At 66.7% G+C, this 25,171-nt stretch carries 34 protein-coding genes and 1 riboswitch; of the genes, 12 read left to right on the top strand and 22 right to left on the bottom strand.

The genetic code is table 11. The features are described from left to right. The first annotated feature begins 2 nt into the window (after nt 1–2). Nucleotides 3–542, top strand: coding sequence for a cupin domain-containing protein (locus N2K99_RS07345; RefSeq protein WP_227922143.1), 540 nt, complete (start codon nt 3–5; stop codon nt 540–542). 146 nt (nt 543–688) lie between these two features. Here the strand turns inward: N2K99_RS07345 and N2K99_RS07340 are convergent, their stop codons facing one another. Continuing rightward, the gene (locus tag N2K99_RS07340; protein ID WP_227922145.1) at nt 689–1,549 is read right to left on the bottom strand and encodes an alpha/beta fold hydrolase; all 861 of its coding nucleotides are present in this window, start codon (nt 1,547–1,549) and stop codon (nt 689–691) included. A gap of 111 nt (nt 1,550–1,660) precedes the next feature. On the opposite strand from N2K99_RS07340, the gene N2K99_RS07335 reads away from it, so the two are divergent. From N2K99_RS07335 to N2K99_RS07325, 3 genes are all read left to right on the top strand, one after another. Then, nucleotides 1,661–2,236, top strand: a complete 576-nt coding sequence (locus tag N2K99_RS07335) for a CGNR zinc finger domain-containing protein (RefSeq protein ID WP_227933353.1) — start codon at nt 1,661–1,663, stop codon at nt 2,234–2,236. A gap of 3 nt (nt 2,237–2,239) precedes the next feature. Then, nucleotides 2,240–2,914, top strand: a complete 675-nt coding sequence (locus tag N2K99_RS07330; protein ID WP_227922150.1) for a hypothetical protein — start codon at nt 2,240–2,242, stop codon at nt 2,912–2,914. Nucleotides 2,915–2,990: 76 nt separating this feature from the next. Next, nucleotides 2,991–3,518, top strand: a complete 528-nt coding sequence (locus N2K99_RS07325; RefSeq protein ID WP_227933352.1) for a GNAT family N-acetyltransferase — start codon at nt 2,991–2,993, stop codon at nt 3,516–3,518. Here N2K99_RS07325 and N2K99_RS07320 read toward each other — a convergent pair. Next, on the bottom strand, nt 3,502–4,212 hold the full coding sequence (locus tag N2K99_RS07320; RefSeq protein WP_227933351.1) for a DUF1349 domain-containing protein: 711 nt from the start codon (nt 4,210–4,212) through the stop codon (nt 3,502–3,504). The two genes, N2K99_RS07325 and N2K99_RS07320, sit on opposite strands and share 17 nt — an antisense overlap. Before the next feature lie 165 nt (nt 4,213–4,377). On the opposite strand from N2K99_RS07320, the gene N2K99_RS07315 reads away from it, so the two are divergent. Both N2K99_RS07315 and N2K99_RS07310 read left to right on the top strand, forming a co-directional pair. Beyond that, complete coding sequence (locus N2K99_RS07315; protein ID WP_227922156.1) at nt 4,378–4,731, top strand: hypothetical protein; 354 nt, start codon at nt 4,378–4,380, stop codon at nt 4,729–4,731. 1 nt (nt 4,732) lies between these two features. After that, the gene (locus tag N2K99_RS07310; protein ID WP_227922158.1) at nt 4,733–4,933 is read left to right on the top strand and encodes a helix-turn-helix transcriptional regulator; all 201 of its coding nucleotides are present in this window, start codon (nt 4,733–4,735) and stop codon (nt 4,931–4,933) included. A gap of 38 nt (nt 4,934–4,971) precedes the next feature. Here the strand turns inward: N2K99_RS07310 and N2K99_RS07305 are convergent, their stop codons facing one another. Both N2K99_RS07305 and N2K99_RS07300 read right to left on the bottom strand, forming a co-directional pair. Then, on the bottom strand, nt 4,972–5,946 hold the full coding sequence (locus tag N2K99_RS07305; protein WP_227922159.1) for an alpha/beta fold hydrolase: 975 nt from the start codon (nt 5,944–5,946) through the stop codon (nt 4,972–4,974). A gap of 213 nt (nt 5,947–6,159) precedes the next feature. Beyond that, nucleotides 6,160–6,906, bottom strand: a complete 747-nt coding sequence (locus N2K99_RS07300; protein ID WP_227922160.1) for an SDR family NAD(P)-dependent oxidoreductase — start codon at nt 6,904–6,906, stop codon at nt 6,160–6,162. An 84-nt stretch (nt 6,907–6,990) separates the two neighbouring features. On the opposite strand from N2K99_RS07300, the gene N2K99_RS07295 reads away from it, so the two are divergent. Both N2K99_RS07295 and N2K99_RS07290 read left to right on the top strand, forming a co-directional pair. Next, nucleotides 6,991–7,551, top strand: coding sequence for a TetR family transcriptional regulator (locus N2K99_RS07295; protein WP_227933350.1), 561 nt, complete (start codon nt 6,991–6,993; stop codon nt 7,549–7,551). A gap of 72 nt (nt 7,552–7,623) precedes the next feature. Beyond that, nucleotides 7,624–8,280, top strand: coding sequence for a GDSL-type esterase/lipase family protein (locus N2K99_RS07290; protein WP_227933349.1), 657 nt, complete (start codon nt 7,624–7,626; stop codon nt 8,278–8,280). On the opposite strand, the gene N2K99_RS07285 is transcribed toward N2K99_RS07290, so the two are convergent. Genes N2K99_RS07285 through arsB form a run of 5 tightly spaced genes read right to left on the bottom strand, consistent with a single transcriptional unit; the run spans nt 8,249 to nt 12,061 of the window. Further along, nucleotides 8,249–8,572: a multidrug efflux SMR transporter gene (locus N2K99_RS07285; protein ID WP_227933348.1), complete on the bottom strand. Its 324-nt coding sequence runs from the start codon at nt 8,570–8,572 to the stop codon at nt 8,249–8,251. The genes N2K99_RS07290 and N2K99_RS07285 overlap by 32 nt on opposite strands. Then, nucleotides 8,572–8,928 (bottom strand): multidrug efflux SMR transporter, encoded by a 357-nt coding sequence (locus N2K99_RS07280; protein ID WP_227933347.1) that lies wholly within the window; start codon nt 8,926–8,928, stop codon nt 8,572–8,574. Before N2K99_RS07280 ends, N2K99_RS07285 begins: the two co-directional genes overlap by 1 nt. 56 nt (nt 8,929–8,984) lie before the next feature. Continuing rightward, nucleotides 8,985–10,490 carry an FAD-dependent oxidoreductase gene (locus tag N2K99_RS07275; protein ID WP_227933346.1) on the bottom strand — a complete coding sequence of 502 codons (1,506 nt, stop codon included), beginning with the start codon at nt 10,488–10,490 and terminating at the stop codon, nt 8,985–8,987. A 33-nt stretch (nt 10,491–10,523) separates the two neighbouring features. Then, on the bottom strand, nt 10,524–10,940 hold the full coding sequence (locus N2K99_RS07270; protein WP_227922172.1) for an arsenate reductase ArsC: 417 nt from the start codon (nt 10,938–10,940) through the stop codon (nt 10,524–10,526). Further along, nucleotides 10,937–12,061 (bottom strand): ACR3 family arsenite efflux transporter, encoded by a 1,125-nt coding sequence (gene arsB, locus N2K99_RS07265; RefSeq protein WP_227933345.1) that lies wholly within the window; start codon nt 12,059–12,061, stop codon nt 10,937–10,939. Before arsB ends, N2K99_RS07270 begins: the two co-directional genes overlap by 4 nt. A gap of 113 nt (nt 12,062–12,174) precedes the next feature. Here arsB and N2K99_RS07260 point away from each other — a divergent pair, with 113 nt between their 5' ends. Then, nucleotides 12,175–12,525 carry a helix-turn-helix transcriptional regulator gene (locus N2K99_RS07260; RefSeq protein WP_227922176.1) on the top strand — a complete coding sequence of 117 codons (351 nt, stop codon included), beginning with the start codon at nt 12,175–12,177 and terminating at the stop codon, nt 12,523–12,525. Next, nucleotides 12,522–13,064: a GNAT family N-acetyltransferase gene (locus N2K99_RS07255; RefSeq protein ID WP_227933344.1), complete on the top strand. Its 543-nt coding sequence runs from the start codon at nt 12,522–12,524 to the stop codon at nt 13,062–13,064. The genes N2K99_RS07260 and N2K99_RS07255 overlap by 4 nt, the downstream gene beginning before the upstream one ends. A gap of 64 nt (nt 13,065–13,128) precedes the next feature. On the opposite strand, the gene N2K99_RS07250 is transcribed toward N2K99_RS07255, so the two are convergent. Beyond that, entirely contained in the window at nt 13,129–14,382 is a 1,254-nt protein-coding gene (locus N2K99_RS07250) for an MFS transporter (protein WP_227933343.1), read from the bottom strand. A 100-nt stretch (nt 14,383–14,482) separates the two neighbouring features. Between N2K99_RS07250 and N2K99_RS07245 the strand changes: the two genes are divergently transcribed. Then, the gene (locus tag N2K99_RS07245; protein WP_227922190.1) at nt 14,483–14,923 is read left to right on the top strand and encodes a hypothetical protein; all 441 of its coding nucleotides are present in this window, start codon (nt 14,483–14,485) and stop codon (nt 14,921–14,923) included. A gap of 2 nt (nt 14,924–14,925) precedes the next feature. Continuing rightward, entirely contained in the window at nt 14,926–15,300 is a 375-nt protein-coding gene (locus tag N2K99_RS07240) for a PadR family transcriptional regulator (RefSeq protein WP_227933342.1), read from the top strand. Here the strand turns inward: N2K99_RS07240 and N2K99_RS07235 are convergent. The 12 genes from N2K99_RS07235 to def all read right to left on the bottom strand — a co-directional run bounded on the left by N2K99_RS07235 (nt 15,297) and on the right by def (nt 25,125). Then, on the bottom strand, nt 15,297–16,382 hold the full coding sequence (locus tag N2K99_RS07235; protein ID WP_227933341.1) for a DNA alkylation repair protein: 1,086 nt from the start codon (nt 16,380–16,382) through the stop codon (nt 15,297–15,299). The two genes, N2K99_RS07240 and N2K99_RS07235, sit on opposite strands and share 4 nt — an antisense overlap. Nucleotides 16,383–16,501: 119 nt before the next feature. Beyond that, entirely contained in the window at nt 16,502–16,915 is a 414-nt protein-coding gene (locus tag N2K99_RS07230; RefSeq protein WP_227922197.1) for a DUF1801 domain-containing protein, read from the bottom strand. Nucleotides 16,916–16,942: 27 nt separating this feature from the next. Then, complete coding sequence (ribH, locus tag N2K99_RS07225) at nt 16,943–17,425, bottom strand: 6,7-dimethyl-8-ribityllumazine synthase (protein ID WP_227933340.1); 483 nt, start codon at nt 17,423–17,425, stop codon at nt 16,943–16,945. 27 nt (nt 17,426–17,452) lie between these two features. After that, complete coding sequence (gene ribA, locus N2K99_RS07220; RefSeq protein WP_227922202.1) at nt 17,453–18,112, bottom strand: GTP cyclohydrolase II; 660 nt, start codon at nt 18,110–18,112, stop codon at nt 17,453–17,455. Then, entirely contained in the window at nt 18,109–18,753 is a 645-nt protein-coding gene (gene ribB / locus N2K99_RS07215) for a 3,4-dihydroxy-2-butanone-4-phosphate synthase (RefSeq protein WP_227933339.1), read from the bottom strand. Before ribB ends, ribA begins: the two co-directional genes overlap by 4 nt. Beyond that, nucleotides 18,750–19,373, bottom strand: coding sequence for a riboflavin synthase (locus N2K99_RS07210; RefSeq protein WP_227933338.1), 624 nt, complete (start codon nt 19,371–19,373; stop codon nt 18,750–18,752). Before N2K99_RS07210 ends, ribB begins: the two co-directional genes overlap by 4 nt. Then, nucleotides 19,374–20,447 (bottom strand): bifunctional diaminohydroxyphosphoribosylaminopyrimidine deaminase/5-amino-6-(5-phosphoribosylamino)uracil reductase RibD, encoded by a 1,074-nt coding sequence (gene ribD, locus N2K99_RS07205; protein ID WP_227933337.1) that lies wholly within the window; start codon nt 20,445–20,447, stop codon nt 19,374–19,376. Then, nucleotides 20,447–21,130: a nicotinamide riboside transporter PnuC gene (gene pnuC / locus N2K99_RS07200; protein ID WP_227922216.1), complete on the bottom strand. Its 684-nt coding sequence runs from the start codon at nt 21,128–21,130 to the stop codon at nt 20,447–20,449. Before pnuC ends, ribD begins: the two co-directional genes overlap by 1 nt. Nucleotides 21,131–21,262: 132 nt before the next feature. Next, nucleotides 21,263–21,409, bottom strand: a riboswitch (FMN riboswitch). 8 nt (nt 21,410–21,417) lie between these two features. Continuing rightward, nucleotides 21,418–22,086: a ribulose-phosphate 3-epimerase gene (gene rpe, locus N2K99_RS07195; RefSeq protein ID WP_227922218.1), complete on the bottom strand. Its 669-nt coding sequence runs from the start codon at nt 22,084–22,086 to the stop codon at nt 21,418–21,420. Between the two features lie 10 nt (nt 22,087–22,096). Next, nucleotides 22,097–23,590: an RsmB/NOP family class I SAM-dependent RNA methyltransferase gene (locus tag N2K99_RS07190; protein WP_227933336.1), complete on the bottom strand. Its 1,494-nt coding sequence runs from the start codon at nt 23,588–23,590 to the stop codon at nt 22,097–22,099. After that, nucleotides 23,587–24,528, bottom strand: coding sequence for a methionyl-tRNA formyltransferase (fmt, locus tag N2K99_RS07185; RefSeq protein ID WP_227933335.1), 942 nt, complete (start codon nt 24,526–24,528; stop codon nt 23,587–23,589). The genes N2K99_RS07190 and fmt overlap by 4 nt, the downstream gene beginning before the upstream one ends. Next, complete coding sequence (def, locus tag N2K99_RS07180) at nt 24,529–25,125, bottom strand: peptide deformylase (protein ID WP_227933334.1); 597 nt, start codon at nt 25,123–25,125, stop codon at nt 24,529–24,531. It lies immediately after the preceding gene. Nucleotides 25,126–25,171 lie beyond the last annotated feature (46 nt).

The raw sequence follows: 25,171 nt of genomic DNA, 5'->3' as shown, positions 1-25,171 counted from the left end.
CCATGAGCACCAGTTACTACGGACCTGTCGGTGAGGACGAGGGACTCCTGATTCGCTTCAATGACGCGATGACGGCACGGACGGTTCTCGGGCCGCAATCAACGGCGGACTCCTTCTCGGTTGTCGAACACTTGATCGCGCCGAGAGAACTTGCAGCGCCCTTTCACATGCACAGCCGCGAGGATGAGTTCACCGTAGTCACGAAGGGAAGAATTGGCTTCCTCCTAGGAGATGAGGTCTTTTACGCCGGCCCCGGCGAACTTGTTAGGAAACCCAGGAACCAGTGGCATACCTTTTGGAACGCCGACGACGAACCGGCGCGCGTTCTGGAAATCATCTCGCCTGCGGGTTTCGCCGGGTATTTCCAGGAGATCAGCGCGTGTTTCCCTGAGGACGCCCCTCCGGATCTCGACACGCTAGCAGCAGCGAATGCAAAATACGGGCTGCAAATGGACTTCGACTCACTTCCACTTCTGGTGGAGCGATTCAACCTCGCCAGGCCGGCGGAAATGGAAGGGACGCCCGGAACTGCTGAGGGCTGATTACGCCGGGGCTCTCAGAAGAAGTCGCAACCGCAATCTTGTGGCGCATACCCAGTGATGAGATGCAGGGCTGAACGGCTGATGAGCACCAGTCCGGTGACCCTGGCTAAGAACGGCCCGGATCTGTCCCCCGCCCAAGCCCTCCGTCAGAACCGGGAACGCCAGTCGAGGATGATGTCCGCAACCTCGTCGAGGTGTGACTCCAGGAGGAAGTGGCCGCCGTCGAGCAGTTCCACGCGGGCCTTGGGGACATCGCGCAGGAACGCTTCGGCTCCGGCGGGACCGAAGATTTCGTCATTCCGCCCCCACACGGCAAGCACCGGAACCTGGCTGGAACGCAGCCATTCGTGGAGCGCCGGATACAGCGCCCGGTTGGTGTGGTAATCGCCGAAGAGCGCCAGTTGGGCCTCGTCGATGCCGGAGCGGGCCAGGAGCGCCAGATCGTGCTCCCAGGCGTCCGGGTCCACGGTGGTGGGATCCGGAACGCCGTGCTTGTACTGCCACTCGACTGCCTCCCGGCCCAGGGCCGGACGCAGGGCCGCCTTGTTTTCCGGCGAAGGGTCCGCACCGTAGGCCCAGATGGGAGCCCAGAAGTCGGGCACAAAACCCTCTTCGTAGGCGTTGCCGTTCTGCGAAATCACCCCTTCCACCGCTGCCGGGTTGGTCAGCGCCAGCCGCCAGGCGATGGGGGCGCCGTAGTCCTGGGTGTAGACCGTGTAGGCGTCCACGCCGAGTTCCGCCAGGAAAGCACGCGTCACGTCGGCCAGGACGTCGAATGTGTACGTAAACTCCTCAACTGACGGCGCCGACGACCGGCCGAAGCCGATATGGTCCGGGGCGATCACCCGGTATTGTTCGGCGAGCCTGGGGATGAGGTGGCGGAACATGTGCGAGCTTGTGGGATATCCGTGCAGGAGCAACAGCACCGGGGCATCCACGGGCCCGGCTTCGCGGTAGAAGACGTCTAGGCCGTTGACGGAAACGGTGTGGTGATGGACGGCAACCATGGACTAACCCCTATCAATCGTTTTAGTGGTTATCGGCACGCTACCATGGAACGAGTGCCGTGCACCCGCGTGAACCTGGAAAGCGTGCCGTGCTCCCGAGAAAGGAACCCGATGCTCGAGGATGAAGACCTGCTGCTGGCGTTGCTGAACAGCACACCCGTTGTCTCAGGCCGTTCCACGGACGAACTGGCAGGCGCCTCCGGCAAGGGATTCGTTGCACGCTACGGTGGCACGGGTTCCCCAGCCGAGCTTGAACATCTTCGCCGGATGCGGGAGTGCCTGCAGGACGCCGTCCGGGGGTCCGGGGATGCACTGTCCCGCCTTTCGACAGCGCTGGGCGACGGGGTCCTGGTCCCCCGGGTCACTCCGGAGGGACTCCGCTGGGAAGTGCGTGCGCCGGAGGACGAGCGGCTAGCCTTCCGTGCTGCCCTTGCCTGGTCGCGGGTGCTCAAGGAGCTCCCCGGCCGTCTTCGTCCCTGCGCCAACAACGAGTGCAACCTCTTCCTCATCGACAGGAGCAGGCCGGGCACCGCCAAGTGGTGTTCCATGGCCGTCTGCGGCAACCGGATGAAGGCCCGCACGCATGCCGGCCGCCAGCGGGCGGCTGCGGAGCAGCAGCTGGTGGACAGCATCCCGGACTCGCAAGCGGTCGCCCGGACAAACGCCTGGCTCCGGGAAAGCTTGTAACCGGTGGACTCCAACGAACCTCGCTACCGGACAGTTGCGTTGCGCGTTGTTGTGCCCGGCGCCTGCCTGCTGCTTGGGCTCGCGTTTGTCCTGTCATCTCCCACCGGGTGGATCCTCGTCATCGGCTCCCACGTCGTCAGCCCCTGGCTGGCGGCCGCCGCGCTGCTGCTGGCCTCCGTGGCGATTCGGTGGCTAGGTTCTCGGAACCGGACCGGCGACCGCAAGAATCCCCGGTTGCACTCCCCCGTTCTGGCACTGCTGGCGGCCGCCGTCGTGGGGGTCGGAATTGCCGTCGGATCTCTGCTCGACGCAGGGACCGAGAGCTTCATTCTGGATCCCCAGGGCCCGGAGGGCTGCCGCGCCGCAGTGCGGGAGTCCGCTTTCCTCATGTCAGGAGGCGGCAAGGTTTACGCGGTAGGCAGCCACGGAATCGGCAGGCTGGCCGGTGAGTGGAACACCGACGACGGCTACCGGCCGATCGAAGCGGGCAACTACACCCTGGAGTGGAGCGCCACCGGCGGAGAGCTCACCGTCGACGGCGCTTCCACCGTCAACGGATACCGGCTGGTTGAAGCCAGCGAATACACCGTGCAGCTCGACGCCGACGGCAGCGAGCTCAGCGGTTACGTGGCGGTGGGACCGACAGAGTTTGAGCAGCAGCCGGTCGCCTGCCGATAAAGCCCGTTTTGTCCGGGCTGGTTAACCCATAAGAATCTCCTAGCGCAAATAGCCTTCTCATTGTTGACTAATGCTTATGCCAGCCGTTGAAATCCGCCGAGCCACCGAAAATGACGCCCACGACCTCGCGCAGGTCCATGTCCAAGCATGGCAATGGGCCTACCGCGGATTGATGCCCGATTCCCTCCTCGATGGACTGGACCTTGAGCGGAGGGCTGCGGGCTGGAAGCGGATGATCCACGAAGGGCTGGTGCCGCAACCGCATCTGGCCCTGATCGGCTCGAACGTCGTGGGATTCGCCCATGCGGACACCAGCGGCGACGACGACGCCGATCCGCAGGTCGGAGAGGTCACCGCCCTCTACCTCCTGGAGGAATTTGTCGGTACGGGAGTCGGGCGCCGCTTGTGGGAGGCAGCGCTGAACCAGTTACGCGAAAGCGGACACACCGCTTTGTCACTGTGGGTGCTGGATTCAAACCAGCGCGGAAGGAATTTCTACGAACGAATGGGAATGGCCCCGGACGGAACAACTAAGCAAGAGCTGATTGGGGACTCAACACTGACGGAAGTCCGCTACTGCTCTTCGTTCAGGGATGCAGATTGATCCCGTCTGAGGGCGCAATGCTGAAGTCCGTGAAACGGACGTTTAAGCCGCCGCGTTCCGGAGAGCAGGCCATCAGCCCTACCTTGCAACGGCTCTCCAGGGGAAGGTAGCCCAGCCGCAGACTGCTCCACTGCTGCCCGTCCGTGCCGCCGCGTTCCAGGTACTGCACATGGACCGCGGTGGCCTGCCGGGTCAGCCGCAGGGTTATCTCGTCCCGGCCTGTGCCGAGAGGACGCAGAGACCAGTCGGAAGTGCCGTCGGTAATCACCGTACTGAGCTGAAGCGCGCCGTCGCTGTACTCGACTCCCGTCTTCAGCCAGGTCCGCTCGTCGGTCCGGAGCATCAGTCCCGCCTGATCATAGAGCGTGGTGAAATCGCCGGAAAATGTCGCGGTAGCCATGAAGTCGCCGGTCACTTCAGTCGAGAAGAAATGTCCGGTGTCGCGGATGAATCCGTAGTGGGTTTCGCGCCAGAAATCCGTGGAGCCAGCAGTTTCCAGGGCCAACGAATCCCTGCCGACTTTCCAGCTCGCGGGCTCGTTCAGCCATGACATGTTCTCGAACATTTTCATCCGTTTCTTGGTGCAGGGATGGAAAGGATACGACGAAGCATAATCGGCGCAAGGAAGATGAGGACGACGCCGGTCCTGCCGGGCGACCGGGGCCCCCACAGCACTCTTGACAGCGGCAAACATGTAAAGGAAACTAGACATGTAAAGCAAGCTGTACATCCGAGGAGGCCGGCAATGTCTGTTGAGCAAACCCGCACAAATTGGGGATATGCCAAGTTCGGAACCGGCCGGATACCGGCCGCGGCCATCGCTGTTCCCTGTGGGTTAGCTCTGGGAGCAGCAGGAGGTTTGCTGTCTGTCTTGCTCGGCATCACCGATCCGAATCCTGCCCTCGGCTTTTGGCTCTTTTTTGCCTGCATCGCCATGCCCGCTGCGGCCTTGATTTATGTCCTGGTCGTGGATCGAAACACTTTGATAGGTGCAACCGAACGGCCTGACGACTCCGTCGAATCCGGGTGGTTCGATAAGGCGGCTTCGGGGTCATTCACGGATTTGATCCTGGTGCTTGGGGTCGCGGCTACCGTTCTGGCCTTCATCCCCAGGGACATTTCCGTCGACCTGAAGCTCGTCCTTCCGGCCGTGATCGCTCTGGGCTTCGCCTCCTTCGGCATCCGGTACCTGGTGCTGCGGTGGAAAGGCTGACGTGAAGAACCTGGTACATGAGTCACGTCAGCGCCTGGCCTGGTCCCAACAGCGGCTCGCTGACGAGTTGGGCGTATCCCGCCAGACCGTCATCTCCATCGAACGCGGACGTTTTGACCCTTCGTTGCCGCTGGCCTTTCGGATCGCCGCCGTCTTCAACTGCACAATCGAGGACCTTTTCTTTCCCGACGAGCAGCAATGAGATCCGCGGGCACCAGCAGCATTCCGGCAGCGGAGAACTCACTTCATTTTAATGACTCCCCCGCTGACGAGCTGCGCGTTGGCTTGGTCCCAGTGCTTCACGATGCTCCCGCCGCCGTGGCCGTCCCCCTCGTCGATAATGAGCTTTGATCCCGGCCACTGTTGGTGGAGCTCCCAGGCTGTGAGCGCTGGGCCGGAGATGTCGCGGCGCCCGTGGATGAGTATCCCCGGAATGCCGTGCAGGCGGTCCATGGCGGCCAGGATCGGCGGGTCGCTGATGCCGGCAGCAGTCCAGTAATGCGCCGTGAGTCGGGCGAAGGCGGTCCGGTAGCCGTCGTCGTTCCATCGGGAATCGCGGCGGAAGCCGCCTGTGCCGATGGAGATATGGGTGTCCTCCCACCAAGCCCACTCGCGGGAGGCGGCGTCGCGGATGGAAGGATCCTGTGAGTTCAGGAGACGCAGGTAAGCCTCGACCAGCCGTCCGTGTCCGCGCTCATACCCAATCCCGCTTCGCTCGGCGTGCACGGCGAACCGATCCCAGGCTTCCGGGAAGATCGCACCGACGCCTTCGGTGATCCAGTCCACTTCCCGCCGGCTCGTCGTCGTGACCGCCACCAGCACCATACCCAGGACACGTTCGGGGTGCGCCTGCGCATAGGCGAGGGCAAGGGTCGATCCCCAGGACACTCCGTTGACGATCCACTTCTCGACGCCGCGGGCTTCGCGCAGGGTTTCGATGTCGTGAATCAGGTGGGCAACTGTGTGAGTCTCCAGGGGTGTGGAAAGATCCGACGCATGCGGGCGGGAACGTCCGCAGCCGCGTTGATCCAGACCGAGCAGTCGGGTGCGCGTGAGGTCGAAACGGTGCCGGTACCCGCTTGTTCCCAGCGTGCCACCGGGGCCGCCGTGCAGATAGAGCGCGGGCACGCCGTCGGGCTGCCCCCACTCTTCCCAGTAAATGCTCTGACCGTTTCCAACATTGAGCATTCCCTGCTCCCGCGGCGTCTCACTCATCAACTCCCCCTTTTCAGTCTTCCCAGCGCCGAGTTCACCGCTGAGGTCCCGGATCAAGCTCCAGGACGCAATGGCTGAGACGGAAGCCCCGGGGCAATCCTCCACCGTGAGCCGGCAATTCCGAAACGCAGGCAGGCCGGTACCCGGCGGTGCCCACACGGGTCCGCTACGGACGGGAGTTCAGTGACCCCCGAGATCCGGGTCCAGGCTTGGTCACAGCAGCACACCGCCGGACACCTCGATGCGCTCCCCGGTGGTCCAGCGGAACTCGTGGGACACCAGGGCAGAGATCGCGTCGGCGATTTCCTCCGGCTCACCCACTCGCCCGAGAGCGGTTTGCCCGGCCAGTGCCGCACGCATGTCTTCGCTATCGCGCATGGCTCCGCCGTTGAAGTCGGTCGCGGTCGGCCCGGGTGCGATCGAGTTGATCCGAATGCCCCTCGGGCCCAGCTCGACGGCGAGACTCCGGGTAAGTGCTTCGAGTGCCTTCTTCGATGCCGCATAGACGGAGGTCGCCGGACTGACGTGCCGGCTGAGCGAACTCGACACGTTCACGATGCTTGCTCCCTCAGACAGGTGGGGCAGGAAGGCCTGCGTGACGAAAAGAGGACCACGGACGTTGACGGCGAAGGTGGCGTCGAAGTCTTCTGCCGTGATCGCGCCGAGCGGCGCGAACAGTCCCACCCCCGCATTGTTGACCAGGACATCGATAGTGCTGGCGTTCCATTCCTGCTCAATGCCAGCAAGCACCGCGACGCGGGCCGCCTCGATGGAGGGCAGGTCTGCGACATCCAACCGGACCGCAATGGCTTCGCCGCCCAATTCGACGATTTCGTCCACGACGTCACCCGCTCCACCCCGCGAGGCAGCGACGACGTTGATCTTGTTCCGGGCCAAAGCAAGCGCTGTGGCTCGTCCCAGTCCGCGGTTGGCTCCGGTCACGAGGGCAATGCGGGTCATGGCGTCTCCTATAAGTAAATGGATACTTACTTGTAAGCTAGTGTTCGAACACTGACCCGTCAATACCTACCCGAGGGGAAATGCATGGCACGTGACGCTGAAGCCACGAGGGAGCGGATACTCGCCGCGGCGACCGTGGAGTTTGCGGCCCACGGTTTCGCCGGCGGGCGCGTGGAGCGGATAGCCTCCCAGGCGCAGAGCAACGTTCGGATGATCTACGCGTACTACGGCAGCAAGAGCGGCTTGTTCGATGCAACGGTTGCTGACGCGCTGCGTCGCATGGCCGAGAACGTCCCGCCGCGCCCCGACGACCTCGCAGGCTGGGCCGGGGACGTGTTCGACCATCATCAGCGCTTCCCCGAGGTCCTCCGCCTGAGCATGTGGGCTCAGCTCGAGCGGCCGGAGGCCACCGCCGAGCCGAGCGATATCTATCGGAACAAAACGCTCGCCGTCGCGACGGCTGCCGCACACCCGCTGTCCGCCGTCGACGTCCTAGTCTTCATCTACGCCATCGCGCAGGCTTGGCAGCTCTCTCCGGAAGGGCTCACCGGCCTCGCGGAAAACCCGGCCAGAGGTGAGGAAATTTCCGCTCGCCGGCAAGCCGTCGTCACCGCCGTCGAGCGAATGCTGCAAGCTCAAACCTGAGTCCAGTCACAGAGGAGTCCTAATGTTGCCGCCACAGAATACAGTTACGGCCGATGCGTTCGAGGCCCGCCCGTGATTACAGCTGAAGGCAAGCAGGTTGAGCGCATTGTCGTGGCCGGGGACAGCATCGCCTACGGCCGCGGAGACGGCTGCGGAACCGGATGGGCCGGAATGCTGCAGAAAGCCCACCTGGTGCGAAACCCGGAGCAGCACCGTTATTTCAACCTCTCCATACCCGGGATCGGTACGGCTGAAATCTCCCGGATTGTCCGGACCGAAATTCCGTTCCGCACGCCGGATCTGGTCATCCTGGCTTACGGAATCAATGATTCCCGGCGAATTGGTACACCGGACGGTCCTCGCCCCGCGACGCCGGAACAGGTTGCGGACGGCTTCGCCGCCAATGTGGAGCACCTGAGAACTATGGGAGCGGCCGTATGCGCTGTCGGTCTAATTCCTCCGGACACGTCCCGCACCACGCCGATCTTCGGAGATTATTTCGACGCTGAACCGGCACGGGAAGTGGAAATGCATCTCGCCAAAACCTGTGGTGTTCTAGGGGTCCCCCGGGTACTGCTCTGGGATCTGTTCATCGGTGCCCCGGAACGGCTAACCGACGGACTCCACCCCGACACCGAAGGGCATGCTGCCATCTTTCGTAGGCTTCAGGAGACGCTCACCCGCAAACCGGGAGACGTCACGTGCCGTTCACGGCGCCCAGCTCGATGAGCAGGACGCCGCCGGCAATAAGGACTATTCCCACGCCCATCAGCCAGGTGAAGGGCTCCTTGAATAAGACCCTGCCGATGACCGCAGTCAGGGCGACGCCCGCTGCAGCCCAGATCCCGTAGGCGACACCCAACGGCAGGCCGTTGGCGAGGGTGAGAGTGAGCATGCCGAACGCCACCACGTAGCCGACGGCGACTCCGGCGTACCAGCGCTTGTCGTCGACGGCGAGGCGGAGGCAGACGGTGCCCGCCACCTCGAAGAGGATCGCGCCGATCAGGAACAGGTAGGCCATTACGCCGTTTCGGCTTTCTCATGTGCCGCTTGGGACCCGAGTTCAACGCAGAGCACCCCGGCGATGACAACGGCAATACCAATGCCCATCAGCAGGGTGAGCGGTTCTCCGAAGAAGACCAGGGAGCCGATAGCGGTCAGGGCGACACCGCTTGCACCCCAGACGCCGTAAGCCACACCCAAGGCCATGCCGGCGCGCAGCACGCCGGCGAGCAGGATGAAGGAGCCAAGATAGCCGGCCGCAACCACGGCATAGAGACCGGCATGCTCCAGCGCACCCTTGAGCGAGAGCGACGCAGTCACTTCGGCCAGGATGGCGGCAACCAGGAGCAGCCACCCTTTTGCGGTGTTGTTCATCGGCCGGTTCCTTCCGGGACGTAGTAGCGGGCGGACTGCCGCATCGTATCCCGGAACTAGTTCCCCTGTTCCCCGGAGCGGCCGTGTTCCAGACCGGTAGGAATACCCAGGAACGCCGGTTCCGGCGCCGAGCAGCAGGACTCAGCGGCAGGCGCCGCAGCAGCCGGCTCCGGTGTCCCGCAGCAAGACTCAGCGGCAGGCGCCGCAGCAGCCGGCTCCGGTGTCCCGCAGCAAGACTCAGCGGCAGGCGCAGCAGCGGCATCCGTATCGCAGCCGGCCACCGTATCGCAGCTGCCGCCCAGGTCCGTGGAGCAGACCCCGGTTTCTGGCAGGACGAGTTCGACGTCGTCGGCGGCCTTCTGGTCCCCCGCAAGGGCCGCGGCAATGGAACGGACCTGCTCATACCCGGTGGCCATCAGGAACGTCGGGGCCCGGCCGTAGGACTTCATTCCGGTGATGTAGAAGTCCTTCTCGGGGTGGGACAGCAGCCGGGCGCCGTGCGGCGTCACGGTGCCGCAGCTGTGGAATTCCGGGTCAATGAGCGGCCCGAGCGCCCGCGGTGCTTCCACGGCGGGATCGAGATCCAGCCGGATTTCGCGCAGCATCTCCAGGTTCGGCCGGAAGCCGGTGGCCGGAACCAGCAGGTCGACGTCCAACTGCGATTCCCCGCACGGCGTGCTCCCGACGACGGTCAAGGTGTCGGCGCTCTTGAAGCCGGTGATGGTGAACGAGGTGTGCAGTTCGATGCGGCCTTCCTCGACCAGGGTCCGCAGGCGGCTGCCCAGCGCGCCGCGGGCCGGCAGTCCGTCCAGATCGCCGCCGCCGTACACGCTTGCCGCCGAAGACCGGCGGATGGCCCAGCTGATCCGGGTTTCCGGTTCCTGCTCGGCCAGCTCCCCCAGTGCCAGCAGCGTGTTGGCCGCCGAATGGCCTGCGCCGACCACCAGGATGTGCTTGCCGGCGAACCGGTCGCGGGCCCGGCCGGTGACATCCGGCAGCGGAGCGGTGATGAAGCCCTCTGCATAGGCGGCGGACTCCCCCGGTGCTGCAAGTCCGGCCGAGCCCAGCGGGTTCGGGGAGTTCGAGGTGCCGGACGCGTCGATGACGGCGCGGACCCGGTGATCGGCGGTTGTGCCGTCGGCGGTCCGGACGCGGACCAGGAACGGAGTGGTATCCCGTCCGCCGGTGCGGGTCTTGTCTAGGCCTTCCCGGCTGACGGCAACAACCTCGCTGTTCGTGTGCAGGGCGTTCCGGATGGCGGGGACGGCAACCAGCGGCTGCAGGTACTGCTCGAGAAGTTCCGCACCGGTCGGCAGGGTTTCGGCGTCCGGTTCCTGCCAGCCGGTGTCGGCGAGCAGGCGGCGCGCGGCGGCGTCGACGTCGTACTGCCACGGCGAGAACAGCCGGATGTGTCCCCAGGCGCGGACGGCCGCGGCAGGCGCGTCGCCGGATTCGAAGATGACCGGCGTCAGTCCGCGTTCGAGCAGGTGCGCGGCGGCAGCCAGGCCCACGGGACCGGAGCCGATGACGGCGACGGGAAGCTGGGACAGATCAGTGTTCATTGGTGCTTTTCCTCAGGGAGTACGAAGGTTTTGCTATGCCGGCAGGAGGTCGGCGATGAGTGCGGTGATCCGGGTCTTGATGTCGTCGCGGATGGGGCGGACGGCGTCGACGCCTTGGCCTGCGGGGTCGTCGAGTTTCCAGTCCTCGTAGCGCTTGCCGGGGAAGATCGGGCAGGCGTCGCCGCAGCCCATGGTGATTACGACGTCGGACTCCTTCACGGCCTCGGTGGTCAGCACCTTCGGCAGCTCGGCGGACATGTCGATGCCCTCTTCGGCCATGGCTTCAACGGCGGCGGGATTGACCGAGTCGGCGGGCGCGGATCCGGCGGAGCGGACTTCGATCCGTCCCTCGCCGAGGTGTCGCAGGTACGCGGCGGCCATCTGCGACCGTCCGGCGTTGTGCACGCAGACGAACAGGACGGAGGGCTTGGCGGCGGTTTCGGTGCTCATCGGTTCGTCTTTTCTGTGGAAGCGTTTGGAGAGGGAGCAAGGGCAGTGGTGGCGGCGGGCCAGTATTTCTTCTGCGTCCAAAGGGCCACGTAGACCAGGGCGACCAGAACGGGCACTTCGATCAGGGGGCCGACGACGCCGGCCAGCGCCTGTCCGGAGGTCACGCCGTAGGTGCCGATCGCCACGGCGATGGCGAGTTCGAAGTTGTTCCCGGCGGCGGTGAAGGCCAGCGTGGTGGTGCGGGCGTAACCCAGGTCCAGCAGTTTGCCCAGCAGCATGCCGGCGCCGAACACCACGAGGAAGTAGACCAGCAGTGGCAGGGCGATGCGGGCGACGTCGAGCGGGTTCGAGGTGATTTCATCCCCCTGCAGGGCGAACAGCAGCACGATGGTGAACAGCAGGCCGTAGAGCGCCCAAGGGCCAAGCTTCGGCAGGAACGTGGCCTCGTACCAGTCACGGCCCTTCGCCTTTTCGCCAAGGGTGCGGGTGAGGAAGCCGGCCAGCAACGGGATGCCCAGGAAAACCAGCACGCTTACCGTGATGGCCCAGAAGGAGAACCCGGCGCTGGTGGTTTCCAGGCCGAGCCAGCCGGGCAGGACCTGCAGGTAGAACCAGCCCAGCGCGCCGAAGGCCAAAACCTGGAAGACGGAGTTGATGGCGACCAGCACGGCGGCGGCTTCGCGGTCACCGCAGGCCAGGTCGTTCCAGATCATCACCATGGCGATGCAGCGGGCCAGCCCCACGATGATCAGCCCGGTGCGGTATTCGGGCAGATCGGGCAGGAAGATCCAGGCCAGGGCGAACATAAATGCCGGAGCGGCGACCCAGTTGAGCACCAGTGAGGTGACCATCAGTTTCCGGTCGGCAATCACCCGCGAGGTTTCGTCGTACCGGACCTTGGCCAGCACCGGATACATCATCACCAGCAGTCCGACGGCGATGGGCAGCGACACATTCGACACCTTCACCGAGTCCAGTGCGGGACCAATGCCCGGAACCAGCCGGCCCAGCAGCAGCCCGGCAGCCATCGCGGCGAGGATCCAGAGCGGCAGGAAGCGGTCCAGGGTGGAGAGCCGGGCAGTGACCTGGCCGGCCTGGGGTGGTGCGGTGGACGTGCTCACAAAGCTCCTCGGCGGGACATCGACAGGCGAACTATATTGAAGAATATCGATATCCTTCGATGTCGAGTATTCCGGGATATATCGATACCTGTCAATCTGTGCATAATGGGCAGGTGACCTCTGCACTGACAGTTCCCGCTCCCGCCGTCGAGGCCTGCTGCACCCCGCTGACCTCCGAAGCGCTGAGCATCGAAGACGCCCAGCGGTTCGCCCAGCTGCTCAAGGCCGTGGCCGAGCCGACCCGCCTGCGCCTGGTCTCACTGATCGCTGCCCAGGAGAACAAAGAAGCGTGCGTGTGCGACCTCACCGAACCGATCGGCCTCGGGCAGCCGACGGTGTCCCACCACCTGAAGATCCTGGTCGACGCCGGCATCCTGCACCGCGAGAAGCGCGGCGTCTGGGCCTACTACTCCATCGTGCCGGGTGCGCTGGAGCGGGCGGCCGCGGTCCTCTCTCCCCGGTGAGCAGCACACCTGCCGCTGTGCCGGAAGGCGCGGTACTCGTCCGGCCCCTGCTGGCTTCGGACTGGCCCGCGGTGCGCAGCATCTACGCGGCGGGGATTGCCACCGGGCAGGCCACCTTCGAGAGCGCGGTACCCGAATGGGAAGCCTTTGATTCCGCCCATCTGGCCGGACTCCGGCTTGTCGCCGACACAGGAAGCGGCATCCTGGGATGGGCAGCGGCCTCACCCGTTTCCACCCGGGATGCCTATCGCGGCGTCGTCGAACATTCTGTTTACATCGCCCCCGCCGCCCGAGGACGCGGCATCGGAAGGCTTCTGCTGCGTGCCTTGGTGGCGTCCGCGGAGACCTCGGGAATCTGGACGCTTCAGTGCAGTATCTTTCCGGAGAACATGGCCAGCCTCGCCCTGCACCAGGCAGCGGGCTTCCGCGTGGTTGGCAGGCGCCAGCGCGTGGCGAAAATGGGCCACGGACCGCACGCCGGTGAATGGCGGGACACCCTGTTCCTGGAACGGCGCAGCGGTTCCGCCGGAACCGACTAAGTCGGCCCCTCAACCACGGGAGCGGGACCGGCCCGGAGATCAAAGCGGTAGCCGCCGTCCGCGACTAGTACCTTTCCACTGCCTTGCTGCGCCGGGCCCAAAACAGCACCGGGATCAGCAGCAAGGCCAGGATGCCGCCCGAGAGGGCAAGTACGGCGTAGCTGGTGCCGGCCATAACCACACCGGACAGGGTTCCCCCACCGGCCCCGGCCAAGGCAACCAGCACGTCGATCTTGCCTTGGACGCGGGGACGGATCTCCGGCGACGTGTTATCGACTACCAGTGCCGTGCCGGCAATCAGGCCGAAGTTCCAGCCCATGCCGAGCAGTGCCAGGGCGAGGAGCAGCAGGCCCAGGGATCCACCCGGCGCGAGGGCCGCAGTGACTCCGGCCAAGAGCAGGGTGACCCCGGAGGCGATAGCCATTGGAGTACGTCCGAGTTTGTCCACCAAGACACCCGTGACAAGCGACGGCAGATACATCGCGCCGATGTGCACCCCGATGACCATCCCGACCGCGGCAAGGTCATGGTGATGGGCCCGCATATGCACCGGCGTCATGGTCATGATCGCCACCATCGCGATCTGGGTCAGCACCATCACGGCGGCACCCACGTAGACTCCGACCCCCGGCCGGGCTGCCGGCGCACCGACGTCGCCCGGCACGGTGTCCGCCGTCCGGTCCTCCAACCGGCGTGCCAGGAAAAACGGATCCGGGCGCAAAAGTACCAGCAGGACGACGCCGGCGGCCAGGAACGCTGCTCCGGCAAGGAGGAAGGGGCCGGCCAGGGCAGGGATACCGAGGTCCTCGGCGAAGCGGCCCATGGGCGTCACCAAATTGGGTCCGGCAACCGCCCCGAACGTCGTCGAGACCATCGCAATGCTGATGGCCTGTCCCCTGCGGTCCGGCAGCGCCAGGTCCGTTCCGGCATATCTGGCCTGCAAATTGGTGGCCGTTCCCGCCCCATAAAGGAACAGGGCCGCAAACAGCAGAAGGGGGTTGTCCACCACGGCAGCCAGGACCACGCCCAGGGCACCGAGGCCGCCGGTCAGGAAACCGGCTCCGAGTCCAATGCGCCGTCCGGCCCGCTGGGTAACCCTTCCTACGAGGTAGGCAGCCAGTGCGGAGCCCAGTGTGATCAGCCCCGCCGGCAGACCGGCCAACCCCTCCGATCCAAGCATGTCCTGAGCCAGAAGTGCCCCCACCGTGACACCTGCGGCCAGTCCCGCCCCGCCGAGAATCTGGCTGAGGACAACCACGGCGAGGGTACGCCGCTGAACTGAGACGCGGCGCGCCTCGTCCAGCACGTTGGTCTTCATCCCCCGAGAATAGCTTGTATCAACGCGGGCATCCCAGCACTTAAAGCGCCGCGGCAATTACCCCTACCGCCGGTACTGTTCCACTGGTACAGTCCCCGGCATGGACACAAACACCCTGCCTCAGGCAACCGTCAATGCCCGCTCGATTCTGCTGCCGTACACACTCGCCCTGGTTGCGGCCATGCTGCTCGTCCAGGCGGTGATCTCCCTGACCGGGGGCGATGTCGACCTCCTCGCAGGGGGCCTTACCGCCGTCGTCGCCGTGGGGATTGCCCTTTGGATGTGGCGAAACGCCCGGAAGGTCACCCGGATCCGCTTCGGTTTCGCCGTCGCGCATGCGATCGCCTTCGTCACCGTGACAACCTCGTTCAATGTGCACGCCGTGCTGCGGGCGTTCACCGCCGGGGGCGACGGAGCTGCTGCCGCCGAACTTCTGGCAACCCCCTGGTTCGGCGCGACCCTGGTGATGAGCGCGGCATGGGGGCTCGGCCTGCTGATCCACCTCACCGGCGCGGTCCTGGGCCGCGGCTGGGAGGACTGAGCATGGCCCGCCCCACGGAGAACGAGGAATGGGTGGAAGCCCGGATCGAGTCCTGGGTGGAGACGTATAAGAAATCGATGCTGACGCCGGTGATCCTGCGGGTCGTTGAAGCTGCGCAGCCGGTGACGGTCGCCCGGATTGCAGCCGGCGTCGCGTCGGCCACCGGATGGACGATCACCGAACGGAGCATGTACCGGAGCCTGAAGCGGCTTCAGGATTCCGGCTTCCTACAGAGCGCGGAGGTTGCCGCACCCCGGACCGGAGCCAAGCGCAAGGAGATTTCGCTGACCGCGGTGGGCGCACGGTTCCTGGCCGGCATCAACGACAGCCTCGTCGGTTTCTCCCCGCCGCGCAGCGGGGAGGGCGCCGGAAACTAGAGCACCAGATCAAACTCCAGCCGCCCGTGCCGGACGCCGTTGACCTGCACCTCCAGGGCATGCGCTCCGGCATAATGCCGCCGGGTGGTCATCTGCCGGAAGCCGTGCCGGCCCCGCAGCGGCCGGGACTCCCCCGGTTCCAGGGACACGGTGGTCAGCTTGAAGACCTTCTCTGCCGTGGACCCGTTCGCCTTGACGTAATGCACGGCGTAATCAACCGACAGTCGGGCCGGAGCGTCGCCGGTATTGGTCAGGACAAAGTCGAAAGCGAGCACACCGGGCAACTGCAGGGCAGCTGTTTCAGCCCGCAGTTCGGTGATGCCCACCTCCGCCGGTGTGAAACCCATCAGCTCAAGTGCGACGGGATGGCCCTTTTTAACCAGGGTGCGCAGGCTGCGCCGGACCACCCAGGCGGCGCCGGGCGTGCCGGTCTGCTGCCAGCGTGCGGCAGCCGTCAGCACCAGCTCGGGCGCGTGCCGCGCGAGATCGTTGGCGTGGTTGGCGACGGACCGGCGCACGTATTCGGACTCGTCGTTGTGCAGCGCATCCAGGATCGGCAGCGTGGCCCCGGATGTAGCGAGCAGCAACGGTACCCGGACGGCCCAGGGCAGGTAGGGCCGGGTTCCCTCGCTGGCCAGCCGGCGCACATGCTCGTTGGGGTGGGCGGTCCAGGTCCGGATGATGTCCAGCGCCCTTTCGTGGTCGGCCTGCAGCAGCCGCCGGATGGCGAACTCGCTGGTGAGCCGCGGGGTCAGTTCCGCGAGCAGGGCCAGGGCATCGTCGAAGGCCGGGGTGCCGCCGTCGGCCAGTGCCAACGTGACTGCTGCCTCGGTGACCGGCCACAGCGCCCAGCCGGTGAAGGTCGGATCCTCCAGTGCGGAACGGAACGCCGTGGCAGCTGCCGGATAGGTGCCCAGGGCGTCAACGAGGACGGACGCGACGGCGTCGGTCCGGCCGCGCAGCGACAACGGTTCCAGCCGGGCCCGGGTGGCCAGCACACCGCCCCAGTTCACGCCCGGAGCGGCAGAGGCCAGCGCATCATGCAGCACTTTCACCTCGTTCGGCCCCAGCAAATCATCCATCGCGCCCATGGTGCTCCCCCGTTTTCCATTGCCTCTGATATCCGGCGGGCAGCTAACTGGATCCGATTGCCCTTTGCTCGAGCCGGGTAGGCCTATCCCTAATCTACTGGTTACCGGATTCAGCCGCCGCTGCCGAAATCATCTGCACTGACGCGACGGTAGGACTCGGCGATAATGTCCTCCAGCACGGACATGTCCACGTTGCCGAGATCCGTAAGGTAGAGGCACCCCGCACCCGTCTTGTGGTCGCCGAGCCGGGACAGTTGCTCCGTGTACGCGTCCAGGCCGTCAGGAAGGTAAACCGTGGTGGCGCCCTTGCGCGGCGAGAATGCCGCCGCGCCGGCGTCCCCCTCCCGGCCGCTGGCGTATTTGTAGTGGTAGCTGCCGAAGCCGACAATCGACGGCCCCCACATGGCGGGCGCCTCGCCGGTGATCCGCGTCATCAGCTGGACCAGCGTTTGGGCGTCGCGCCGGCGTACGGGCGATGCCACACCGTCGATGAAGCTGCTGACGCTGGTGCTTGTTGGTTCCATGATGTGCCTCCTTGTTGCCGTGCCGGTTTAGACCCCCGCCCCGCGCAGCGCAGCCACGGTGGTCACCGCAGCTGCAACCGCCTCGTAGCCCTTGTCCTCGGATGAACCGGGCAGGCCGGCGCGGTCCAGGCCCTGCTGCTCGGTGTCGCAGGTCAGCACGCCGAAACCGATCGGGGTGCCGGTGCGGACGCTGACCTCGGTCAGGCCGGTGGTGGCCGCCGAGCAGACGTAGTCGAAGTGCGGCGTGCCGCCGCGGATCACGACGCCGAGTGCCACCACGGCGTCGTAGTGCGGGGCCAGCCGGGCGGCGGCGACGGGCAGTTCGAAGCTGCCCGGGACCCGGATCAGTTTCGGCCGCAGGCCGGCATCTTCCACTGCACGCAGCGCCCCGCCGATGAGGCCGTCCATGATTTGAGTGTGCCAACTGGCGGCCACGATCGCCACCCGAATCTCCAGGCCCTGCGCCTTGATGCTGCTGACGTCGTTTTCCGGTGCGCCGTGTCCGCTCATGATGTATTGCTCCTTGCTCGAAGTCGGTTAACTCTGCTGCACGGGTTTGGTGCGCAGCAGGGTGAGGTGGTGGTCCATCCGGTCCCGCTTGGTCTGCAGGTACCGCTCGTTTTCGGCCCGGATGGGCACCTCGGAGGGCACCATGGCTTCCACCTCGATGCCGAAGCGGCGCATCCAGTCCCGTTTGGCGGGGTTATTGGTCAGCAGCCGGATCCGGTGCAGGTCCAGCTGGTGCAGGATGTCCGCGGCGGCCTGGTAGTCACGGGCGTCCACGGGCAGTCCGAGCTGTTCATTGGCTTCCACCGTGTCCGCCCCGGCTTCCTGCAGGGCGTAGGCCCGCAGCTTGTTGGCCAGCCCGATCCCCCGGCCTTCCTGGCCGCGCAGGTACACGATGGTGCCGCCGTGCAATGCCACCAGTTCCATCGCCTGCTCCAGCTGTTCCCCGCAGTCGCAGCGGAAAGACCCGAAGACATCCCCGGTCAGGCATTCCGAGTGCAGCCGCACCAGCGGGGCGCCTTCGCCGAGGCCGCCGGCCAGCTCAGTCTCGGTGCCGGGCGCGGAGAGAGTCAGGTGTTCGACGCCGGTGCGCGTGTCCGTCCACGCGGTGGCAGTGAAGTCGCCGAAGGCGGTGGGCAGCTGCACCGGCGGTCCGGGCAGGACAGGCGCGGAAGCTGCTGCTTCGCTCATTCGCCGCTTCCTTTCCGCAGGTGCAGGTGCAGGTGCTGGGCCAGGTCCTCGATGGAGATCAGCGGAAGGGCGTACGCGTCTGCGAACTTCCGCAGGGCCGGCAGCCGCATCATCTCGCCGTCGTCGTGGACCAGTTCGGCGATCACACCCACCGGGGTGCAGCCGGCCAGCTGCGCGAGGTCGACCGCGGCCTCCGTGTGCCCGCGGCGGACCAGGACCCCGCCGTCGGCGGCGCGCAGCGGAAAGACGTGGCCCGGGCGGTGCAGGGATCCCGGATCTGCGGCCGGGTCGGACAGGACGCGGGCGGTGAGCGAGCGGTCCGAGGCGCTGATCCCGGTGCTGGTGCCCGCGGCGGCATCGCAGGAGACCGTGTAGGCGGTGCCCTTGGCGTCCTGGTTCACGGCCGTCATGGGCGGCAGCTCCAGCCGGTCCGCGTAGCTGCCGGGCAGCGGAACGCAGACGACGCCGGAGCTGTGGCGGATGGTCCAGCCCATCAGTTCGGGGGTGGCGTGCTGGGCGGCGAAGACAATGTCGCCCTCGTTTTCGCGGTCGGCGTCGTCCACGACTACGACGGCGCGGCCGGCAGCGATGGCCTCGACGGCCTCGGACACGGAGTTCAGCACGATGGCCTGCGCGCTCACTGCGGGCTCCGCGTAAATGCCAGCAGACGTTCGGCGTATTTCGCCAGCACGTCCACCTCCAGGTTCACCCGTCCGCCGGGTTCCAGCGCGCCGAGTCCGGTTTCGGCCAGCGTGGTGGGAATCAGGCCGACCTCGAACCAGTGTTCCCCTGCGTCGGCCGGACTGACCGCCGTAACGGTGAGGGAAACGCCGTCGACGGCGATCGATCCCTTCTCCGCGATGTACCGAGCCAGCCGGGCAGGCACGGCGAAGCGCAGCCGGTCCCAGCTGCCTAGGGATTCGCGCTCAAGCAGCGTCACCACGCCGTCCACGTGTCCCTGCACCACGTGCCCGTCCAGCCGTCCGGCGGCGGGCACGCAGCGTTCCAGGTTTACGTTCTGGCCGGCCTGCAGGTCTCCGGTGGTGGTGCGGGCGAGGGTTTCACCCATCACATCCATGCTGATGGTCCCGTCCTCGATCCGGGTGGCGGTCAGGCACACGCCGTTGACGGCAATGGATCCGCCGGGCTCCAGGGCCGCGCCGGCGGCGGGTGCCGTGACGACCAGGACCGCGCCGTCGCCGTCGGTATTCGGGGACAGGGAGACCACGCTGCCCTGTTCAGCAACTATGCCGGTGAACATCTATGAGTCCTTTGTGTGGGGGTTGTTGAATGAGTCGGGCTCCGGTTCCAGCCGCAGGCGCAGGTCCCGGCCCAGCTGCACGACGGCGCCGCCGGCCGCGGTGTCCCACCGCCAGCGCGGGGCATGGCCGAGGGTCTGCACGCCTAGGCCGGCGACCGAGGCAGTCCCCGCGCCAAGCAGCAGCGGAGCGGTGTAAACCACGAGTTCATCCACCAGTCCGGCCCGCAGGAAGGCGCTGGTCAGGGTGGCTCCGCCCTCAATGAGCACGTGGCGGACCCCGCGGGTGTACAGGCCGGCGGCCACGACGGCCGGATTGTGTTCCTGCAGCTGCAGGAACCTGCCGTCGGAACCGCGGACGGCGGCGTCCGCCGAAACCGGGCGCCGGCCGACGACGACGCGCAGCGGCTGCCGTGTGTCCTCCGCGCCGTCGGGGGTCCGGGCGGTCAGCAGGGGATCATCTGCCAGCACGGTGCCGGTGCCGGCCAGGATGGCGTCCACCCGGGAGCGGATCGATTGGCCGTCCTGCCGCGCTTCGGGCCCGGTGATCCACTGGCTGGTGCCGTCTGCGGCGGCGATCCGGCCGTCCAGGCTCTGGGCGATCTTCGCTGTCACAAACGGGCGATGCTCGGCAGCGGCGCGGAACCAGCGGGCGTTGAGCTGTTCGGCGGGTCCGGCCAGCAGCCCGGAAGCCACCTCCACGCCGGCGGACCGAAGCGCGGCTGCTCCCCCGGCGCCGGCCTGCGTGGGATCCGCGGCAGCGAAGACCACCCGGGCCAGGCCTGCGGCAAGGATCGCCTGCGTACAGGGTCCTGTGCGTCCGGTGTGGTTGCAGGGTTCCAGGGTGACCATCATCGTGGCTCCCCGAACCTCCACTCCCGATGCTGCAGCGCGGGCCAGCGCGTCGGCCTCGGCATGCGCCGTGCCCGCGCCGCGGTGGTAACCGGTGGCGAGGATGCCGCCGTCGGCGTCGAGGATCACCGCGCCCACCAGTGGATTGGCGCCGCGCACCCCCTGGGCCGCGAGGCCCAGGGCGGTTTCCATGGCCGCTGCTTCGGCCGCGCCGAATCCGGGCATTACCGGGTCCGCGGGTCCGGCATCAGGACCTCCACCTGCGGCTTCTCGTTCCGCTTGGCTTTCCACCAGACGAAGAACCCGGCAAGGGTGAAGCAGCCGTAGAAGAGGTACATAAAGGCAGTGGCGTAGTAGCCGGTGCTGAAGAGCAGGGGCACACCCACTATGTCCACGGCCACCCAGATCAACCAGAACTCAACCCAGCCTTTGGCCATACCGTAGGTGGCCAGCAGCGACCCGACAAAGGTCCAGGCATCCGCCCACACCGGTTCGTAGGAACCCAGCCGGGCGAAAACGGGGGTCAGGGCGACGGTGCCCAGCAGCATGATGGTGACCAGCCCGATCCGCTGACGGCCGGTGGCCCACTGCGGGGTGACGGCGGCCTCGCCCTTGGTTTTGCTCTGCTGCCAGCGCCGCCAGCCGTAGATCGATACTGCGATGAACATGATCTGCCGGCCGGCCTGGCCCAGCAGTGTGGCGGTATCGGCGCCGCCGAAGACGGAGCCGAGGAAGACGGTCAGCAGGAGCAGGTTACCCAGGATGCCGACGGGCCAGGCCCAGACTTTCCGGCGCATACCGCCGAAGGCGCTGAGCAGCCCGAAGATGTTGCCCACAAGTTCGCGCACCAGCAGTGAGCTTGAGCCCACCGGAAGCTGTGCCTCGAAGAGCCACCGTAGAAAATCCATGTCGTCCTATCCCTGAGCGGGTGCTCCGGGGGTACGACAGTACGATGCGTCGCCGGGGTGCGACCGGTTCGAGGGGTCACCCCTGCAAAAGGGGACCTCGAAGGGTCGGCAAAGCCGGCGGAACAACAAACTGCACGTGCTTCTCCCATCCAGACTTTAACTGTCGGTATCGGAGTTTCACCGATTCAACCGAACCGCTGCCCCGATTTCTCGGATCAGCAGTGCGGGTCGCGGACTATAACCGCCGGTTCGGAATTACACCGACCCCGGAGCACGTTTGTTGCTAACTATTCTTGCACAGCCGCTTCGGCAGATGCGCGCAGTTTGCGGATAGCGTCATTGGGATCACCTGTCCCGTAAACGGCCGAGCCGGCCACGAACACGTTCGCTCCGGCCTCCGCAGCCCGTTCGATGGTCTCCGCGGAGATTCCGCCGTCCACCTGGATGGCCAGCGGCAACCCGGAGCCGCGGACGGCCTCGGCGGCCCGGCGGATCTTGGGCAGCGTCACGTCCAGGAACTTCTGTCCGCCGAAGCCCGGCTCCACGGTCATGATCAGCAGCATGTCCAGCTCGGACAGCATGTCCAGGTACGGCTCCACCGGGGTGGCCGGACGCAGGGCCATGCCGGCCTTGGCGCCGCGCTCCCGCAGGTCGCGGGCGAGCTTGATCGGGGCCGTCGATGCTTCTACGTGGAACGTGACCGAGGCGAGTCCGGCCTCGGCATACAGCGGCGCCCAGCGGTCGACGTCGGCGATCATCAGGTGCGCGTCCAGCGGCAGCTTGGACACCTGCTGGATCCGTTCCACCACGGGCAGGCCGATGGTCAGGTTCGGCACGAAGTGGTTGTCCATAACATCCACGTGCACGGCGTCCGCGGCACTGATCCGCTGCAGCTCGGCTTCGAGGTTCACGAAGTCGGCCGAGAGGATGCTCGGGTTGATGCAGCACTTGCTCACGAAGGGTCTCCTAGATTTTGCGGCGGATCAGCGCCAGGAACATGGCGTCGGTGGCGTGGATGTGCGGCCACAGCTGGGCGGTGGATTCGTGGCCGGCCTCCAGCGCGCCGGGCAGGCTGACGGCGTCCAGTGCGGCGCCGGCGTCGAGCAGTTCCAGATCGTTGCGCTTGCGCATCACGTCGGCGACGACGGCGGTGGTTTCCGCAGGGTGCGGGGAGCACGTTACATAGGCCACCACTCCCCCGGGCTTAACCGCGTCCACGGCGGTGGTGAGCAGCTCGCGCTGCAGGATGCCGAGTTCGCCGACGTCGGTGGGCTTGCGGCGCCAGCGGGACTCCGGACGGCGGCGCAGGGCGCCCAGACCGGTGCAGGGTGCGTCGACGAGGATCCGGTCGAAGGTTTCCGGGTAGTCCTCGGCGATGGTGCGGCCGTCTCCGGTACGTACGTTCCAGGTTTCCCCGGGCACGGCGTCCAGGGCCTGGCGGACCAGCTGCGCGCGGTGCGGGGCGGGCTCGTTGGCCAGCAGCACGGCGCCGGATTCGTGGGCGAGGGCAGCGAGCAGTGCTGCCTTGCCGCCGGGGCCGGCACACATGTCCAGCCACTTTTCCACGCCGTCCTCATCGACGGACGCGCCGCCGAGGTCCAGTTCGGCCAGGGCGCGGGCGACCAGCTGGGAGCCGGCGTCCTGCACGCGGGTGGTGCCGGCGCGGACCGAGTCCAGCCGGCCGACGTCGCCGGCGGAGAACAGGGCGGAATCCTTCACGAGCTCGCCGTCCGTCGCTCCGGCGGCACGGGCTTCATCGAGGTCGCCGAGGCCGGGCAGGGCGACCAGGTTAACCACGGGAGCGTCGTTGTCCGCACGCAGCAGGTCGGTGATCTCATCGACGCTGCGACCGTGGGCCACGAGTGACTGGCGCAGTGCCCGGACGATCCATTCCGGGTGGGAGTGTTCAATGGCGGAGCGTTTAACCGCGTCGGTTTCGCCTTCGGTGAGCAGTTCCACCCACTCGTCCAGGCTGCGGGCGGCGACCTTGCGAAGCACCGCGTTGATCAGTGCCGACGGTCCGGCGCCGATGACGGCACGGGCCAGGCCGACGGTCTGGTCGAGGGCGGCGTGCGCAGGGACGCGCATGGCCAGCAGCTGATGGGTGCCGATGCGCAGGGCGTCCAGGACAGCGGGGTCCAGGCGTTCCAGCGGGCGGTCCACGCACTTGGCGAGGATGGCGTCATAGGTGCCCTGGCCGCGCAGGGCGCCGTAGGCCAGCTCGGTGGCAAAGCCGGCGTCGCGCTTGTCCAGGCGGTGCTTGCGGATGCTTTTCGGCAGCACGAGGTTGGCGTAAGCGTCCTCGCCGGAAACGGCGCGGAGCACTTCAAAGGCAACCAGCCGGGCCGGATCGGCGGCGCGGGTGCGCTGGCCGGGGGCGGCGGCGGTGCGAGTCTTCACTGCGGCGCGGCGGCGTTCGTGGCCCTTGTCGTTGCGGTGTTTTTCAGGTTGGGGGGTCATTCGAAGACCACGTCCTCACGGTTGGCGAGGCCGCGGGCCCAGTCGGCCCCCGGCATCATTTTCTTGCCTGCGGGCTGGACACGCAGCAGTTCGAGTCCGTGTGAGCCGGTGCCCACGACGGCGGCGGCGTCCCCGCCGCCGGTGAAGCGGACCTGGCCGGGGCGCAGGTCGGTGACGTCGGAGCGCAGCGTGGCCGCGCCGATCTTGAACCGGGCGCCGTCCCAGGTGGTCCACGCGCCGGGTTCGGGGGTGACACCGTTGATGCGGCGGCGGATAGCCAGGGCGGGCTGCTGCCAGTCCACGCGGGCATCGTCGATGCTGAGCTTGGGTGCCAGGGTGATGTCCCCCTGCTGGGGCACCGGCACGGCTGCGCCGGCGTCGACTGCGCTGAGCGTTTGGGCCAGCAGCACCGCACCGGAATGCGAGAGGCGTTCGAGCAGGTCACCGCTGGTGTCCTCGGGCCGCACCGTTTCGGTGAGCGTGCCGTAGACCGGGCCGGTGTCCAGGCCTGTTTCGAGCAGGAATGTGGAGGCACCGGTGATGTCGTCACCGGCAATGACGGCGTGCTGCACGGGGGCGGCGCCGCGCCAGGCCGGCAGCAGTGAGAAGTGCAGGTTGATCCAGCCGTGCTTCGGCACGGTGAGGGCACGCGCCGGAACGAGGGCACCGTAGGCAACGATGGCTGCGACGTCGGGCGCCAGGGCGGCGATGGCCGCGATGGCTTCGTCGTCCACCTTTGCAGCGCGGATCACGGGCAGACCCAGTTCCTCGGCGCGGGCGGCCACCGGCGATGGTGTCAGGACCTTCTTGCGGCCCAGCGGAGCGTCGGGGCGGGTGAGGACGCCGACGACGTCGAACCCGGCGTCAATCAGCGCGTCGAGGGACGGTACGGCGACCGCGGGGGTGCCGGCAAACAGGACGCGAAGTGCCGCGGCCACCTAGGCTCCGGCCTGGGTGCCGAACGTACCCTTGGCCGCCTGGCCGAAGGTACCGAAGCTGGAGCCCACGCTCTGGGCACGCTGCGCTGCGGTACGGTCCGCGATCGCGTCGTACTCGCGCTGCCGGATGGCCCGGAGTGCTTCCTTGCGGTGCTCGCCTTCGAGTCGGTCGATATAGAGGGCGCCGTTCAGGTGGTCCGTTTCGTGCTGGAAGCACCGGGCCAGCATGCCCTCCCCTTCGATGCTGATGGGGTTTCCATGCAGGTCCTGGCCGGAGACGCGGGCCCAGCGGAAGCGCGGCGTCTGGTAGCCAAGCCCGGGAATGGACAGACAACCCTCCAGATGGTCCGGCTGGAGGTCGTCGCTCAGTTCAAGGACGGGATTGACCACATGCCCGGCCTGGCCCTCCACGCGGTAGGTGAATACGCGCAGGCTGACGCCGACCTGGGGTGCTGCCAGCCCGGCACCTTCGACGTCCTCCATGGTTTCCTCCATGTCCGCTACCAGCTTCGCCAGTTCGGGGCCGAAGTCGGTCACGTCTTCGGCGCGGGTCCGCAGGACCGGGTCGCCGAGCGTGCGGATAGTCAGGATGGCCATCGGGGGTTTGTTCCTTACTCTTGCTGCAGGGGATCGGAATCCAGTC

Origin of the sequence: Arthrobacter sp. zg-Y1110, assembly GCF_025244865.1 — a bacterium.
In the GTDB taxonomy this organism is placed as follows: Bacteria; Actinomycetota; Actinomycetes; order Actinomycetales; family Micrococcaceae; genus Arthrobacter_B.
Note: the sequence above shows the minus strand (reverse complement) of the source record. Positions and strands in the feature narration are given on the sequence as shown.